Below are 13,631 nucleotides of genomic sequence, written 5' to 3'. Positions count from 1 at the left end.
ATAAAAGGTAACTTCTTGTCTATTAGTTCGAAATGAGTGTTTTTACTTCAAAACGACAAATTTTTTGCAAAGGTACACTTTTTTTTAACTTTTCAGTTTTCATGTAAAAAATATTCAACAATGATAAACGTTAAATGTTATAAGTTAGATTTTCACTGACTAAATAACCATGAAAGCTTTTTTTGTTTCCCATTCATTATAAACACAAAGTTCGCAAAGTTATCTTGATAAAAGCTTTGCGAACTTTGCGTTTATAAGCACATTCTATGAAATAAAACCTTGCGTGCTTTGCGGTTGATTTTTTCATTTCAACCTGAAACTTGAAACTTGAAACCTGAAACAAAAAAACTACTTATCCTCCGGCTTATGATTAGCCTTGTCAAAGTTTTTAGATTTCTTAGGATATTTATCGTAGCTGATATCGCTTGGATTTTCGATTACTGATTTAATAGTAACCCAGTCTCCAATAGTAAAGTTAGTATGTGCAATTTTATAATCTAAAAGATACTCACCACAGAAATAATTGTTGTTCTCATCTTTTTCGATAATGCCGGTATAAACTCCCTTTTGAGGCATTTTTTCTTGTGAATCCTTAGACATGTTTTCTTTATTTTAAATTGATGAGGCAAAGTTAATCAATTTATGTTTGTTTTAGGGAGTTCGCGGCAATCTGAGTATATTTGCACATGCAGAAAAATTTTAAGCCACATCCTAATTCTTTCAAGAATACATTTTGTATTTTTAATGAAGTGCTTCCAAATGAAATTGAAGGTTTGAAAAAGCAGTTTGAAAGCAAAGCAGGAAGTACCTATTATTATACTGAAGCCGGAATGTACCGGGTTTCGAATCACTGGGGAAGATTAGCAAACAGCAAATGGCGCCTGATTGCCCGCGAACCTGAAACCGAATCGAAAACAAAAATTGGTTTTGCAGCCTGGAACGAGTTTTATCCTGATAATGCCGAAGAAAAACTCTATTATATAGAGGCCGATTTTGAAAAGAACCTTGCCAATTATCAGCATAAAAAGAATCCGCAGTACGATGGAAAAGCGGTTTTAAGAACCAGTTTTGAAACTGCAAAAAGATTAAAACAAATTAGAAATCTGCAGCAGTTAACTTCCTGGGCAAAATATTTTGATTATGATGATATTGCCGATTTAAGAAAGCAGATTATCAACGAATTGATTTTTACAGAAAAAAGTTTAGAAGAAATTAAAAGAGAAATATAATGGGACGCAATAACGAAAAGAACATCAAAATACACAATGACAAATTGCACAAAGCCCAGGCTAAGAAAAAACAAGCCGAAGTTTCGCGCAAAGAGAAGCTGAAAGAAATTGTGAAAAAATTCAACGAAAATAAAGAGTAGAAAATAGTTTCAGGTTTCAAGTTTCAGGTTTCACGTTCTGTTGTAACTTGAAACTTGAAACTTGAAACTTGAAACCTGAAACCTGAAACAAAAAAATAAAAAATAGATTATGAGTAATAAATTCGAAACCTTAAAAGCGAGCGTTCAGGAAATCATTGATTTAATCGCAGCAGGAGATTCCAGAGAAGCAAATAACAAACTATTAGATGTAAGTGAAGTATTAGACGAAATGATTGATTTTGCTGAAGAAGATGAAGAAGTTAGAGAAATAAGCAGATACCAGGTTTTATTGAATCAGCTGCACGTAAAACTTAATGGAGAAGAAGAAGTAGATGGCGACGCATAAATGTTATTGCGATACCGGACTGCTGTTTGATAACTGCTGTGGATTATATCTCGAAAATAATCAAAAAGCACCAACAGCTCTGGCTTTAATGCGTTCGAGATATTCGGCTTATGCAATACACAATGCGGATTATCTTTTAGAAACTACTTATATTTCGGAAAGAAAATATTATTCAAAAACAGAAATTTTAAAATGGGCGACTGCTAATAAATGGCAGAAATTGGAAATTTTAAGTTTCACAGAAAATACAGTGGAGTTTAAGGCTTATTTTTTAGATTCAAATAATAAACCTCAAACACATTACGAATTTTCAACCTTTAAATTAGAAAATAACGAATGGTTTTATGTTGATGGAAAGTTTGAATAATTATTATATCTAACACTGTTAGTAGTCAATTTTGGTTAAATATTTTAACTAAAAATTAATAAACGTTTCGTTTTTCATAATTCTAAAAAACCGTAATTTTAAAATTATGAAAAACGAATTTAAAAAAGGTTTTTATTTTAAGTCGTACGAAGCCCCTTTTCAGTCTCCGTTTGAAAAACTTTTTGGCATTTTCAAAGAGCTAATCACCCATACTTCGGGCGATTTTGATGAAGCAATCAGCTGGCTTCGGGAGTTAGATATAGAATATAAACTGACCGATGAGAACTACACAATCGATGATTTTATCGAAGATTTAAAAAAGAAAGGTTACATAAAAGACGAAGTTAAAGAAGACGGAAGCGGTGGTTTTGGAATAACTGCTAAAACAGAACGTGCCATTCGTCAGCAGGCTTTAGATCAGATTTTCGGAAATCTGAAACGTTCCGGAAACGGAAATCACAAAACAAAACATGCCGGAAATGGCGATGAACATACAGGAGAATTTCGCGAATTTAATTTTGGCGATGGCTTAGAACGTATTTCATTGACGGAAAGTTTACGAAATGCTCAAATCAATAACGGAGTTGAAAGCTTTATGCTCACCGAAAATGATCTGGTTGTCGAAGAAACGCAGTACAAAGCGCAAATGAGCACCGTTTTGATGATCGACATCAGCCATAGTATGATTTTATATGGCGAAGACAGAATCACGCCTGCAAAAAAAGTAGCAATGGCTTTGGCCGAATTAATCACAACTCGTTATCCAAAAGACACGCTTGATATTTTGGTTTTTGGAAATGATGCCTGGACAATCCCGATTAAAGATTTACCGTATTTACAAGTTGGACCGTATCATACCAATACAGTAGCCGGACTTCAGCTGGCGATGGATATTTTACGCCGAAAACGAAATACCAACAAACAAATCTTTATGATTACCGACGGAAAGCCGAGTTGCGTACGCGAACGTGATGGTTCGTATTATATGAACAGTAACGGTCTTGACGAATATATTGTAGATAAATGCTACACTCAGGCGCAGCAGGCCAGAAAATTACACATTCCGATTACAACTTTTATGATAGCAAACGATCCGTATTTACAGCGTTTCGTAAATCATTTTACAGAAGCAAATCAGGGAAAAGCATTTTACACAGGTTTAAAAGGTTTGGGTGAAATGATTTTTGAAGATTATGAAACAAATAGGAAGAAGAGGGTTAGGTGAGTTTTTAGTATTCAGTCTCAGTATTCAGTCTCAGTTTTTTTGCTGAGCGAAGTCGAAGCGCTGTTTCTATTGGTTCGTAATCACTTTATAACAATAACACAATCGATATTTCAATCAAAATGGAAATAAAAAATATAAAAACATTAGGGCAGTTAAAAGCTGCAGGATATAAAAGCACAAGTATTAAAGACGAATTGCGAAATAATCTTCGTGAGAAAATAAAATCAGGCAAACCCGTTTTTGAAGGTGTTCACGGATTTGAAAATACGGTGATTCCAGAACTGGAACGTGCAATTCTTTCCCGTCATAATATTAATTTATTGGGGCTTCGCGGACAGGCAAAAACACGTTTGGCGCGAAAAATGGTGGAATTATTAGACGAATATATTCCGTTTGTGACAGGCTCAGAAATTAATGACGATCCGCTGAATCCAATTTCGCGTTTTGCTAAGGATTTAATCGAAGAAAAAGGCGACGAAACTCCAATTTCATGGCTGCACAGAAACGAACGTTTCTTCGAAAAATTAGCAACACCAGACGTTACCGTTGCTGATTTAATAGGTGATGTTGACCCAATAAAAGCAGCCAATTTAAAATTATCGTATGCTGATGATCGCGTGATTCATTTCGGAATGATTCCGAGAGCCAACCGCAGTATTTTTGTGATTAACGAATTACCGGATTTGCAGGCCAGAATTCAGGTTACATTATTTAATATTCTGCAGGAAGGCGATATTCAAATCCGCGGTTTTAAATTGAGAATGCCTCTTGATATGCAGTTTATTTTTACCGCAAATCCGGAAGATTATACCAACAGAGGAAGTATTGTAACCCCTCTTAAAGACAGAATTGGTTCGCAGATTTTAACGCATTATCCGGAAACTGTTGCAATCGCAAGAACGATTACAGAACAGGAAGCAAAACTGGATGAAAACCAAAGCGACGTAGTTTATGTGCCAAATTTAGCCAAAGATATTTTAGAACAAATAAGTTTTGAAGCGCGTGAAAGCGAATACATCGACAACAAAAGCGGTGTAAGTGCGAGAATGAGCATTACAGCTTTTGAAAATTTAATCAGTACTGCTGAACGCCGAGCTTTAAAATCAGGGGCAGATAAAACAGTTTTACGTTTGTCTGATTTTATCGGAATTATTCCGGCAATTACCGGAAAAGTAGAATTAGTTTACGAAGGAGAGCAGGAGGGAGCTGCTTTTGTAGCACAGCATTTAATTGGTATGGCAATTCGAACTTTGTTCCCAACGCTGTTTCCTAAAATCGAAAAATTAGAAAAACCGGGAGAAAAAACGCCTTATTCTGATTTAATCGAATGGTTTTTTGCCGAAAGTGGTTTCGAATTATTAGATGATGCTACAGATGCAGAATATCAGGCTGTTTTAGATGAAGTTGCTCCATTGGATATTCTGTTAAAAAAATACCAGCCTGAATTAGATAAAAAAGATCAGTACTTCATGAAAGAGTTTATTTTATGGGCTTTAGTAGAATATAAAAAACTAAGCAAAGATCGATTTGCACAAGGGCATCAGTTTAAAGATATGTACGGAAGTTATATTAGTAAATTATAAGTTGTTAGATTATAAATTGTTAATAATTATTGCAATAAACCCGACAGTTTCAAAAAACTGTCGGGTTTATTATTTTAAGTAAGGGCAAGCAATCATTGTCATCGCGGGGAACGAGGTATCTCAGTAAGTAACTCAGCAAAATCTCCTCAGTCGCATTGACAAGATTTATTATTTCTAAAAAACAGTGCTGCAAGTTTTTAATAGCCTACCTTGCTCCGTTAGCTGTATTTTCAGTTTTCCTATAAAAGCAATGAATGACAGTTTTGAAGATTTGATCGCGAGTTACATAGAGAATAAAATTGGAATATCAGAACGTTTTATGAGTGATGCCCTGGCAGATAATCTCAAACAAAACTTAATCGATTTAAATGGTGCAAGTTTACTGCTGACAGCTGGAATTGGCAATTCAGAAAAAATTTCTTTTAATGAAAAAGTTAGAAATGATGCGATTTACTGGCTGGATAAAAAGCACAATAATGTTTTTGAAAATGAGTTTTTCGATATCATCGATGCTTTTGTACTCTATTTAAACGAAAATTGTTTTGCCGGGATTACGGGTTACGAGTTTCATTATTCCTTATATGAAAAAGGCGATTTTTATTCCAAACATTTAGATCAGTTCAAAAACAATTCAAGCCGTAAGTATTCGATGATCAGTTATCTTAACAGCAATTGGAAAGAAAGCGACGGAGGAGAATTACTGATTCATCAGAACAACTCGCAGCAGAAAATTTCTCCTGTTCAGGGTAAAACTGTTTTCTTTAAAAGTAATGAACTGGTTCACGAAGTATTGGTTACCCACAGCACCAGAATGAGTATTACCGGCTGGTTTAAGAATGATTAATATTTTTTGAAAGTATAAAAGAGATAAACACTATTTTTGTTTTCAAAAATTTAATTCTATGTTATTTCTAATTTTAAGCATTTTGTGCAGTGTAACGGTTGGTGTAATTTTCAAACTAACCCGTAAATATAATGCCACTCCAATTCAAATAATAGCTTTTAATTATATAACGGCACTGGCGCTCTGCTATTTTACTTTCAGCCCTGATTTAACCGTTGTTCATGCTGAGGCTCCATGGAATATTTATGCCGCAGTTGGTGTTTTACTGCCAATTGTTTTTCTGTTTTTGTTTACTTCTATTAAATATATGGGAATCGTAAAAACAGATGCCGCGCAGCGATTGTCATTATTTATCCCAATAATTGCCGCCTGGTTAATTTTTAAAGAAGAATTTAATTCCTATAAAGTTATAGGGCTTATAATTGGTTTTATCGCGCTTTTATTCATCTTAAGAAAACAATCAATAAACGATCAAAACAAATGGATTTATCCGGCTGCAGTATTTCTGGGTTTTGGAATTGTAGACATTTTATTCAAGCAGATTGCACTTTATACTGCTTTACCTTATACAACTTCACTATTTATAGTTTTTGATATTGCTCTTGCTGTTTCTTTATTAGTTGTGGTCTATGATGTAGTTTTAAAAAAGGCAAAATTAAATTCGAAAAATATCCTTTTTGGGGCTTTAGTCGGTATTTTTAATTTTGGAAATATTCTATTTTATTTAAAAGCACACAAAGCATTTGCCGAAAATCCATCGACAGTTTTTGCAGGAATGAACATGGGAGTTATTGTTTTAGGAAGTCTCGTTGGTCTGCTTTTCTTTAAAGAAAAACTATCAAAAATCAATTTTATTGGTATTGCTTTAGCCTTAATTGCTATTGTTTTTATTGTTTTTTCTCAGTTTTCTTAATTTTTTTTCTCTCTTTAAATCGTTAATTTACAGCTTCTTTAAGGCTTAATTGGAAATTTTTTAAAATAAACTCTACTAATTCGATAGAATTTATGAAATATATTTATAAATTTGTCATAACAATGAAAAACTATAGTCTAAATATCATCCCGTTTATGTGCAGCTTGACGATGTGCTGCATGTCAAACTATGCGATGAAATGGCGTTAATAGAGAAAGTACTTGTTAGTTATTTTTTTTTTAGCCTTTCATGCACCATGAAAGGCTTTTTTTTAGAAACAGTAAAAAGATATAAAATGAGATCAAATAGAAACATAAACAGTATGATGCATTGCTGCCAGACAAAAATTCCGTGTTGTATGTGCATCACTTGCCAATTTTTATTGAGCCCCAGCATTTTCTTAAATCCAAATCCTGATAAACCCAAATTTTAAAAATAAATACTATGAGTACAGAAATTATAAAACAGAATCCCTTTCAATCCATGATTGATCGTTTTAATATAGCGGCCGATATTCTTAATTTAGATGAATCGATAAGACAAAAGCTGCAGCGTCCGGAAAAACAAATTGTGGTAAACTTTTCCATAACACTAGATAATGGCACAGAGCAAAATTTTGAAGGTTATCGCGTCATTCACAATACAGCATTGGGTCCGTCAAAGGGAGGAATTCGCTATGATACTGCCGTAAATCTTGATGAAGTTAAAGCACTTGCCGCCTGGATGACCTGGAAATCTGCTGTTACGGGAATTCCTTTTGGAGGAGCAAAAGGCGGTATTATCTGCGACCCGAGAACACTTTCTAAAACCGAACTGGAAAGAATTACAAGAGCCTACACAAAAGCACTGGCAGATATTTTCGGCCCTGAAAAAGATGTTCCTGCACCGGATATGGGAACAGGTCCTGACGAAATGGGCTGGCTGATGGATGAATTTTCACTGGTTCACGGAAAAACAATTCATGCGGTTGTAACCGGAAAGCATCTGCATTCAGGAGGTTCTCTGGGAAGAGTGGAAGCAACCGGAAGAGGCGTAAGCATAATTAGTTTGCTGGCATTGGAAAAATTAAAAATCAGACCGGCAAGATCAACTGCGGCAATTCAGGGATTCGGTAATGTCGGCCTGCACTCAGCTTTGTTTTTATATGAAAAAGGAGTGAAAATTGTAGCGGTAAGCGATGTCTCGGAAGCGTTTTACAATCCGGACGGAATTAATATTCCGGAATTGATTTTGTATTACAACCTTAATAATAAAACCATAAAAGGATATCCAAATTCAGTTGCGATTAAACACGAAGATTTATTGCTTTTAGATGTTGATGTTTTGATTCCTGCGGCTAAAGAAGATGTGATTACACAAAAGAATGCCAAGGATATTCGCGCTAGAATAATTATCGAAGCAGCAAATGGTCCGGTTTCTTCAGATGCTGATAAAATCCTGCATGAAAATAATGTTTTAGTAGTTCCTGATATTTTGGCAAATGCCGGAGGAGTTACAGTTTCTTATTTTGAATGGCTTCAGAACTCATTATTAGAATCGTGGAGAATTCAGCAGATTAACAAGCGTTTGGAAGATATTCTGGAAAAAGGTTTTGAAACCGTATTTAGAGTGGCGGCAAAACATAGTGTAACGCCAAGAATTGCAGCTTATATAATTGCTTTAAAGAAAGTTGCAGAAACGCAATCTGTAAAAGAAGTTGCTTTAGAAGCGCCAAAATTCAAACAGAATTAATTTTTTTAATACAACCAGGATTATTTTCATCAACTATTAAAATGAGCAGAAGTTTGTTTTTTTAGCTGATGAAATGTCTTTTTAGTTCTATTCATAATAAAGTAATTTTTAAAAATGAAAAATATCAACTTTCTTGCTTTTGCAATGCCTGCTTTCTTTCTTTTTTTATTTCTGGAATACAAGCTGGCACAACGGAAAAAAAGACCTGAAATTTTTAATTATGAAAGTTCTGTTTCTAATATAAGTATTGGTATTGCAGAGCGCTTGATTAATTTATTTGTTGCCGCAAGTTTTTATCAATTGTATTATTTGATTTACGACGATTATCGGATTTTCGAGATTCCAAGCAGTTTTTTAGTCTGGATCGCCTTGATTCTGGCAACAGATTTTGTTTGGTATTGGTACCACAGACTGGGGCACGAAGTCAATTTTTTCTGGGCAGCACATATTGTGCATCATCATAGTGAAGAATTTAATTTTACCGCCGCCGCCAGAATTACTACTTTTCAGGCTATAGTACGAACGGGTTTTTGGTGTATTCTGCCATTAATTGGTTTTCATCCTGCAATGGTTATTACGATGCTTATTGTGCATGGAGCGTATTCTTTCTTTACGCACACACAGCTTATCGGCAGAATCAAATGGCTGGAATACGTTTTTGTAACACCTTCTGTGCATGGTGTGCATCATGCTTCTGACGAAAAATATCTCGATAAAAATTACGGTGATATGTTTACCTTCTGGGATCGTCTTTTTGGAACTTTTCAGGAAGAAGAAGAAAAACCAAAATATGGATTAACGCATCCGTTAAAAAGCTACAGCTTCCTTTGGCAGCATTTTCATTATTATTTTGAGATCTACGAATTATGGAAACGCTCAAAAGGTTTTAAAGCAAGATGGAAAGCCGTTTTTGGAAGTCCGGCCAACATGGATCAGGATATTCGTCCAATTTTAGAAAAACGTTTTCTGCAGGATAAAAGTAATCCGCATCAAAGGCTGCGTTTTCGAAATTACTTATATATTCAATTGGCTGTCTGCACCTTGCTTCTGACTGTTTTTACATATTATTTTGATCATTTAGAAATTTATGACAAGATTTTTGTTTTATCTATCATCATCATCACTTTAATCAACTGCGGTGCGATATTAGAACAGCGAAAATGGATTTATTATCTGGAATATACGCGCATTTTTATGATAACGACATATTTTTTATACGCAGAAAATCTGACTATGTTTTTCTTTGTTCCGCTGGCCGTTATGATTTTTGCCGAACAGTTATTCTCGCTTAGTAAATATTATCAGAATATGATTTTACAATTAGAATCGTCAGAATAAATATTTTTATACCTGTAAGGTTTTTAAATCCTCACAGGTATAAAATTTTAAAAGTAAAATGGTAAAAAGACCTGCAAGTTTAGAAACCTTGCAGCATCAAGAATCCTGAAACGTCGCAATTCGTGAATTCGCGGCGTTTTTTATTCATAACTTTAGAGTAAAAGAACTCACTCTCTTATTAAGTTAGCATCTTAGCATCTCAAAATCCTAAATCGTTTTTATCGCCATAATTTTTTCCTCAAAAGTATCCTTAAAATCAGATTTACTTTTGATTCTGGTTTTGTACGTATAAATTGTAGCCACAGAAAGTTCCAGAAATTCAGCCATTTGACTGCTGTCCTGAATTCCTAATCGGTATAAGGCAAAAATGCGGAGTTCTGTATTCAAAAGTTCACCTTTCTTAACGATGCATTTATGATCATTTGGAAATAAATGATTAAAATCGGTTACGAAAGTGGGGAACAATTTCAGGAAAATTTCATCAAATTGGTGGAACAGATTTTCTCTTTCTTCCTTTACATTATAACGTTTTAAACTCGCAATCACTTCATCGGTTTTCTTTGTAATGATTTTATGAAGCGTACTTTTTTGAATATGATCAATCTTATTAATAAACGCCGATGTGGCTTTAATAAAATACGTAATATATTCCTCTTTAATAGCATTTGCCTCGCTCAGGCTGATATTCATTTCCTGGAGCTGTGCGTATGACGAAGCCATTATCTTTCGGGCTTTATTTTTCTCTTTTAATTGTTTAAAGATAATAATAGAGAACAGGATAATAATAAGGGTAAGGATCGTCAATAAAATGATGATCTTCTCCAATTTATCGTTCTTGTCCTTTACATTATTCAGCTGTGCTTTTTCGATAATAGGCAATATCGACGAAATTTCAATTTTGCGATGTCTGGCGTTATAAAAAGTAGCATCATCCATGGCAATATTAATATATTCATTGGCTTTTTCTAAATAACCCATTTTAAAGAGTTCATTTGCCAAATTCCGCAGGGCTACAGTTTCTTTGGTTGCATTTTTAACATCGGCAATAGCGGCTAGTGCGAGGTAATGAATCGCTTTTTTAGTATATCCTCTTTCTGAATAAATATATCCCAGGCTGGAAGTTGCAATTCCATAATAATCCGGCGGCAGTTTATAATTGTTGATCCAATAGCTGAAAGCAAATTCCGCACCGCGCCAATCCTGCTGTTTTAAGCGCTTTAAACTTTCGGCAGCCCAATATTCGTTGGTATTGGTTCCAATTAATTCGAGTGCCTTTTTTAGAAAATGATTTCCCTGCTGTACATAATGGATATTAAAGCGCTGATCGCGGTTGTAATCGGCGAGATCATAATAAGCACGGGCTTTGATGTTATAGTATTCAAATTTGTTTTTCAGGTCGAGCTTTTTATCATCAATCACATTGAGCGTATCGATGGCTTCTTTAAAAAGTCCTGATGAAAGCAGTACGAAACCTTCCTTAATCCGGCTTTTTGATAAAAATTTGGGATCTTTTAAAACTTTGGCCTTGATTTTTGCTTCTTCTAAATAATAATACGCCGAATCATATTTAAACGATTTATACTCATCAAATAATGACATATAAGTATTATAGAGCTGTTCGTTATTTTGGCTAAGGGTAAATTTTGAAACGTTCTTTTTTAAGATTTCAATTTTTCGATATTTCTGTTTAAGGTAAACTTCTTTTTTGAGAAGTACTTTATCTAATTCTTCAAGAATTGGATTTGTCTCTTTCGCAGTTAGAGAAAAACCCATGATGAAAAAATATAAAATGAATATTTTTTGCATGGTTTGATTGTGGTTTTTAGGGTAAGATAATTTATGGTCTGGGCTAATTCGTTTAAAGTCAAAATTAATGAAAAACTGATGATTTTCAGTTTTTAGAATAAAGAGCAGCTTGTTGAGATTTTCTAAAGAAATGCTTCTTAGAGGCCTAGAAAAGGCTTTGAATTGTTAAAAGTACTCTAATTATTTGCAATTATACAATAAAATGTGATTATATATGTATATAGTGAAAAAATATTCATATAAAATTTTCATATTGTCATATTTACCATTAATTAATGGTGCTTTTTGGTCTATACACGACCTTGATTTTTATAAAATGCTAAATTGTTTAAAGTATTGATTGTTAGTGTTCTATGGTTAAAAATGGCTGAATAACGTCTTGATTTTTTAAAGATATTTTTTTTTAGATTTATTTAACATCTAGTTTCGTACTGTCCTTTTAAGAGGATGAAAACTAACAAAAACCAAAAATTTATGAGAAGTAAAAGTTATTATTGGTTAGCACTATTTATGTGTTTTTTCGCCATGAGCTGCGATAATACAGAAGACGGCAGCTACGTTAATCCTATTACCCTTTATGAGAAAGTAAATGGAACCTGGGGATTAACAAATTTGAAGATGGTAGATGAGGTTGCCAAGGCAGCCAAAATTGAGCCAAATGAAGAAAACTTGAGTACTTTTTTTAACTACGAAGATTTTAAAATCAATTTCAGCGTAGACGAAAAAAACAATCCTACAAGTTATGAAGTAACGGGTAATGTTCCTCCCTTATTTGCCCCAAAAGGATACTGGGAATTAAGCTCAGATTTTCAACCAACAAATGCAAGTGCTGTTAAAATCTACTTGTATAGTGACGCACAGAAAACTCAAAAAACAGACGAACTTAGAATATCTTCAGTTCCCGGAAAGAATGGTGAAATGGAACTTCAATTAGTACATTCTTCAGCAGGAATTTCGATTGTGTCTTATGTATTCAAATTAAATGCTATTAATTAAAAAGTAATATGAAAAAATTTCTATATACAATTTTACTTGCCCTGTTGATGGCTCCAACTTTTACTAAAGCACAAGAAAATGCTGGGGCTGTAGGAGCTATGTCATCATTTCCTGTAGTTTACAAATATGATGAACAAGTTACGTGGTATTTTGATCTTTCGGGAACTACATTTGCCGAAAATGAGGATTTATATATGTGGATCTGGTCTCCGTCTGAACCGGACGCAAACAATTGGGAAAACTCATCTGACTTTGCAAAACTAAAATATGAAGGAAACAAAGTTTGGAGTTTTACATTAACACCAACATTATATTTCTCTAAAACCCCGGCCGAAATTGCAGCAAGTGCAGGATTTTGGTTTCGTTTAAAAAACAAAAACGGATCTAAACAAAGCGATGTGGGTAATATGGTGTACACGGATTTTACAACATTTTATACAGCAAATGAGCTGATTAGAGCTTATCCGACAAAACCAACTTTGGATAAAGGCGTAAGTATTTTGTTTAATGCCAATCTGGCTCCGGGATTTGCAGGCGCAACAAGCGTTCATATGCACAGCGGACTAAACGATTGGGATATTAAACAAGAATACCAATCATGGCTGCCGGAAATAGCGGCAAAAACAAAATTAAAAGATTTAGGAAACGGGTTTTACAAAATGGATTTAGTTCCAAAAGATTACTATAATGCTCCAGATGGTTATGTAATGGAAAATTTAGTTTTCCTGATGGTAAAAGACGACTGGGCAGGAACTATTCCGGATCAGGTTTTATATGCAGGTGCTTATGTACCGCCGCCAGCACCGGTTTTTGGATATTTTCCTTTACAAATCAGCCAAAAAGATTTCTTAGGAATTTATAGAAAAAATAATGAGCCGGGAGTAAATAAATTAATTTACACCATTACTGCCGGAACAAAAACAATTTCTGGTGAGTTTACAGGAGGAGTTGCAGAGATAAAAGGATTTGTCAATTTAGTTTCAGAACTAAAAGATTCTCCGGTTTTAAGTGAAATTCATGTTTTGGTAAAAGACAACAAAGACAAAACAATTTCAAACACGACGATTCCTCTTAAAACTTTAGACAAATAATTCACTATCAAATTAAAACATC

General features: G+C 34.1%; 14 protein-coding genes. 12 read left to right on the top strand and 2 right to left on the bottom strand.

Annotated elements, in window-relative coordinates; genetic code table 11:
* Positions 1 to 348 precede the first annotated feature (348 nt).
* Positions 349 to 600, bottom strand: a complete 252-nt coding sequence (locus tag BKM63_RS21315; protein ID WP_071638608.1) for a hypothetical protein — start codon at positions 598 to 600, stop codon at positions 349 to 351.
* A gap of 86 nt (positions 601 to 686) precedes the next feature.
* Between BKM63_RS21315 and BKM63_RS21310 the strand changes: the two genes are divergently transcribed.
* From BKM63_RS21310 to BKM63_RS21265, 10 genes are all read left to right on the top strand, one after another.
* Complete coding sequence (locus BKM63_RS21310; RefSeq protein ID WP_071638607.1) at positions 687 to 1,229, top strand: hypothetical protein; 543 nt, start codon at positions 687 to 689, stop codon at positions 1,227 to 1,229.
* Positions 1,229 to 1,369: a hypothetical protein gene (locus tag BKM63_RS23735; RefSeq protein ID WP_165608798.1), complete on the top strand. Its 141-nt coding sequence runs from the start codon at positions 1,229 to 1,231 to the stop codon at positions 1,367 to 1,369. Before BKM63_RS21310 ends, BKM63_RS23735 begins: the two co-directional genes overlap by 1 nt.
* 109 nt (positions 1,370 to 1,478) lie before the next feature.
* Positions 1,479 to 1,715: a hypothetical protein gene (locus BKM63_RS21305; RefSeq protein WP_071638606.1), complete on the top strand. Its 237-nt coding sequence runs from the start codon at positions 1,479 to 1,481 to the stop codon at positions 1,713 to 1,715.
* Complete coding sequence (locus BKM63_RS21300; RefSeq protein ID WP_071638605.1) at positions 1,702 to 2,082, top strand: YchJ family protein; 381 nt, start codon at positions 1,702 to 1,704, stop codon at positions 2,080 to 2,082. Before BKM63_RS21305 ends, BKM63_RS21300 begins: the two co-directional genes overlap by 14 nt.
* A gap of 106 nt (positions 2,083 to 2,188) precedes the next feature.
* On the top strand, positions 2,189 to 3,307 hold the full coding sequence (locus BKM63_RS21295; protein ID WP_071638604.1) for a vWA domain-containing protein: 1,119 nt from the start codon (positions 2,189 to 2,191) through the stop codon (positions 3,305 to 3,307).
* 119 nt (positions 3,308 to 3,426) lie between these two features.
* A complete protein-coding gene (locus tag BKM63_RS21290; RefSeq protein ID WP_071638603.1) occupies positions 3,427 to 4,890 on the top strand; it encodes an AAA family ATPase in 1,464 nt (487 codons plus the stop codon).
* A 250-nt stretch (positions 4,891 to 5,140) separates the two neighbouring features.
* Positions 5,141 to 5,734, top strand: coding sequence for a 2OG-Fe(II) oxygenase (locus tag BKM63_RS21285; protein ID WP_071638602.1), 594 nt, complete (start codon positions 5,141 to 5,143; stop codon positions 5,732 to 5,734).
* A gap of 58 nt (positions 5,735 to 5,792) precedes the next feature.
* Positions 5,793 to 6,647 carry a DMT family transporter gene (locus BKM63_RS21280; RefSeq protein WP_071638601.1) on the top strand — a complete coding sequence of 285 codons (855 nt, stop codon included), beginning with the start codon at positions 5,793 to 5,795 and terminating at the stop codon, positions 6,645 to 6,647.
* 444 nt (positions 6,648 to 7,091) lie between these two features.
* Positions 7,092 to 8,378, top strand: coding sequence for a Glu/Leu/Phe/Val family dehydrogenase (locus tag BKM63_RS21270; protein ID WP_242661209.1), 1,287 nt, complete (start codon positions 7,092 to 7,094; stop codon positions 8,376 to 8,378).
* 114 nt (positions 8,379 to 8,492) lie between these two features.
* Entirely contained in the window at positions 8,493 to 9,716 is a 1,224-nt protein-coding gene (locus tag BKM63_RS21265) for a sterol desaturase family protein (RefSeq protein WP_071638599.1), read from the top strand.
* A gap of 207 nt (positions 9,717 to 9,923) precedes the next feature.
* Here BKM63_RS21265 and BKM63_RS21260 read toward each other — a convergent pair whose 3' ends face one another.
* Entirely contained in the window at positions 9,924 to 11,522 is a 1,599-nt protein-coding gene (locus BKM63_RS21260) for a DUF6377 domain-containing protein (RefSeq protein WP_071638598.1), read from the bottom strand.
* Between the two features lie 474 nt (positions 11,523 to 11,996).
* Here BKM63_RS21260 and BKM63_RS21255 point away from each other — a divergent pair, with 474 nt between their 5' ends.
* Both BKM63_RS21255 and BKM63_RS21250 read left to right on the top strand, forming a co-directional pair.
* Positions 11,997 to 12,518, top strand: coding sequence for a DUF5004 domain-containing protein (locus BKM63_RS21255; RefSeq protein ID WP_071638712.1), 522 nt, complete (start codon positions 11,997 to 11,999; stop codon positions 12,516 to 12,518).
* A gap of 8 nt (positions 12,519 to 12,526) precedes the next feature.
* Positions 12,527 to 13,609 (top strand): hypothetical protein, encoded by a 1,083-nt coding sequence (locus BKM63_RS21250; protein ID WP_071638597.1) that lies wholly within the window; start codon positions 12,527 to 12,529, stop codon positions 13,607 to 13,609.
* Positions 13,610 to 13,631: the final 22 nt, after the last annotated feature.

It is taken from the genome of Flavobacterium johnsoniae (assembly GCF_001879205.1).
GTDB lineage: Bacteria > Bacteroidota > Bacteroidia > Flavobacteriales > Flavobacteriaceae > Flavobacterium > Flavobacterium johnsoniae_A.
The sequence above is the reverse complement of the archived record's forward strand: the minus strand, read 5'-3'. Positions and strand labels throughout refer to the sequence as shown.

What these genes read in the sequence shown, in the direction of transcription:
- BKM63_RS21280 (WP_071638601.1), top strand. Translation starts at nt 5,793, where the DNA reads ATGTTATTTCTAATTTTAAGCATTTTGTGCAGTGTAACGGTTGGTGTA.
- BKM63_RS21295 (WP_071638604.1), top strand. Translation starts at nt 2,189, where the DNA reads ATGAAAAACGAATTTAAAAAAGGTTTTTATTTTAAGTCGTACGAAGCC.
- BKM63_RS21255 (WP_071638712.1), top strand. Translation starts at nt 11,997, where the DNA reads ATGAGAAGTAAAAGTTATTATTGGTTAGCACTATTTATGTGTTTTTTC.
- BKM63_RS21270 (WP_242661209.1), top strand. Translation starts at nt 7,092, where the DNA reads ATGAGTACAGAAATTATAAAACAGAATCCCTTTCAATCCATGATTGAT.
- BKM63_RS21250 (WP_071638597.1), top strand. Translation starts at nt 12,527, where the DNA reads ATGAAAAAATTTCTATATACAATTTTACTTGCCCTGTTGATGGCTCCA.
- BKM63_RS21265 (WP_071638599.1), top strand. Translation starts at nt 8,493, where the DNA reads ATGAAAAATATCAACTTTCTTGCTTTTGCAATGCCTGCTTTCTTTCTT.
- BKM63_RS21300 (WP_071638605.1), top strand. Translation starts at nt 1,702, where the DNA reads ATGGCGACGCATAAATGTTATTGCGATACCGGACTGCTGTTTGATAAC.
- BKM63_RS21305 (WP_071638606.1), top strand. Translation starts at nt 1,479, where the DNA reads ATGAGTAATAAATTCGAAACCTTAAAAGCGAGCGTTCAGGAAATCATT.
- BKM63_RS21285 (WP_071638602.1), top strand. Translation starts at nt 5,141, where the DNA reads ATGAATGACAGTTTTGAAGATTTGATCGCGAGTTACATAGAGAATAAA.
- BKM63_RS21290 (WP_071638603.1), top strand. Translation starts at nt 3,427, where the DNA reads ATGGAAATAAAAAATATAAAAACATTAGGGCAGTTAAAAGCTGCAGGA.
- BKM63_RS21315 (WP_071638608.1), bottom strand. Translation starts at nt 600, where the DNA reads ATGTCTAAGGATTCACAAGAAAAAATGCCTCAAAAGGGAGTTTATACC.
- BKM63_RS21310 (WP_071638607.1), top strand. Translation starts at nt 687, where the DNA reads ATGCAGAAAAATTTTAAGCCACATCCTAATTCTTTCAAGAATACATTT.
- BKM63_RS23735 (WP_165608798.1), top strand. Translation starts at nt 1,229, where the DNA reads ATGGGACGCAATAACGAAAAGAACATCAAAATACACAATGACAAATTG.
- BKM63_RS21260 (WP_071638598.1), bottom strand. Translation starts at nt 11,522, where the DNA reads ATGCAAAAAATATTCATTTTATATTTTTTCATCATGGGTTTTTCTCTA.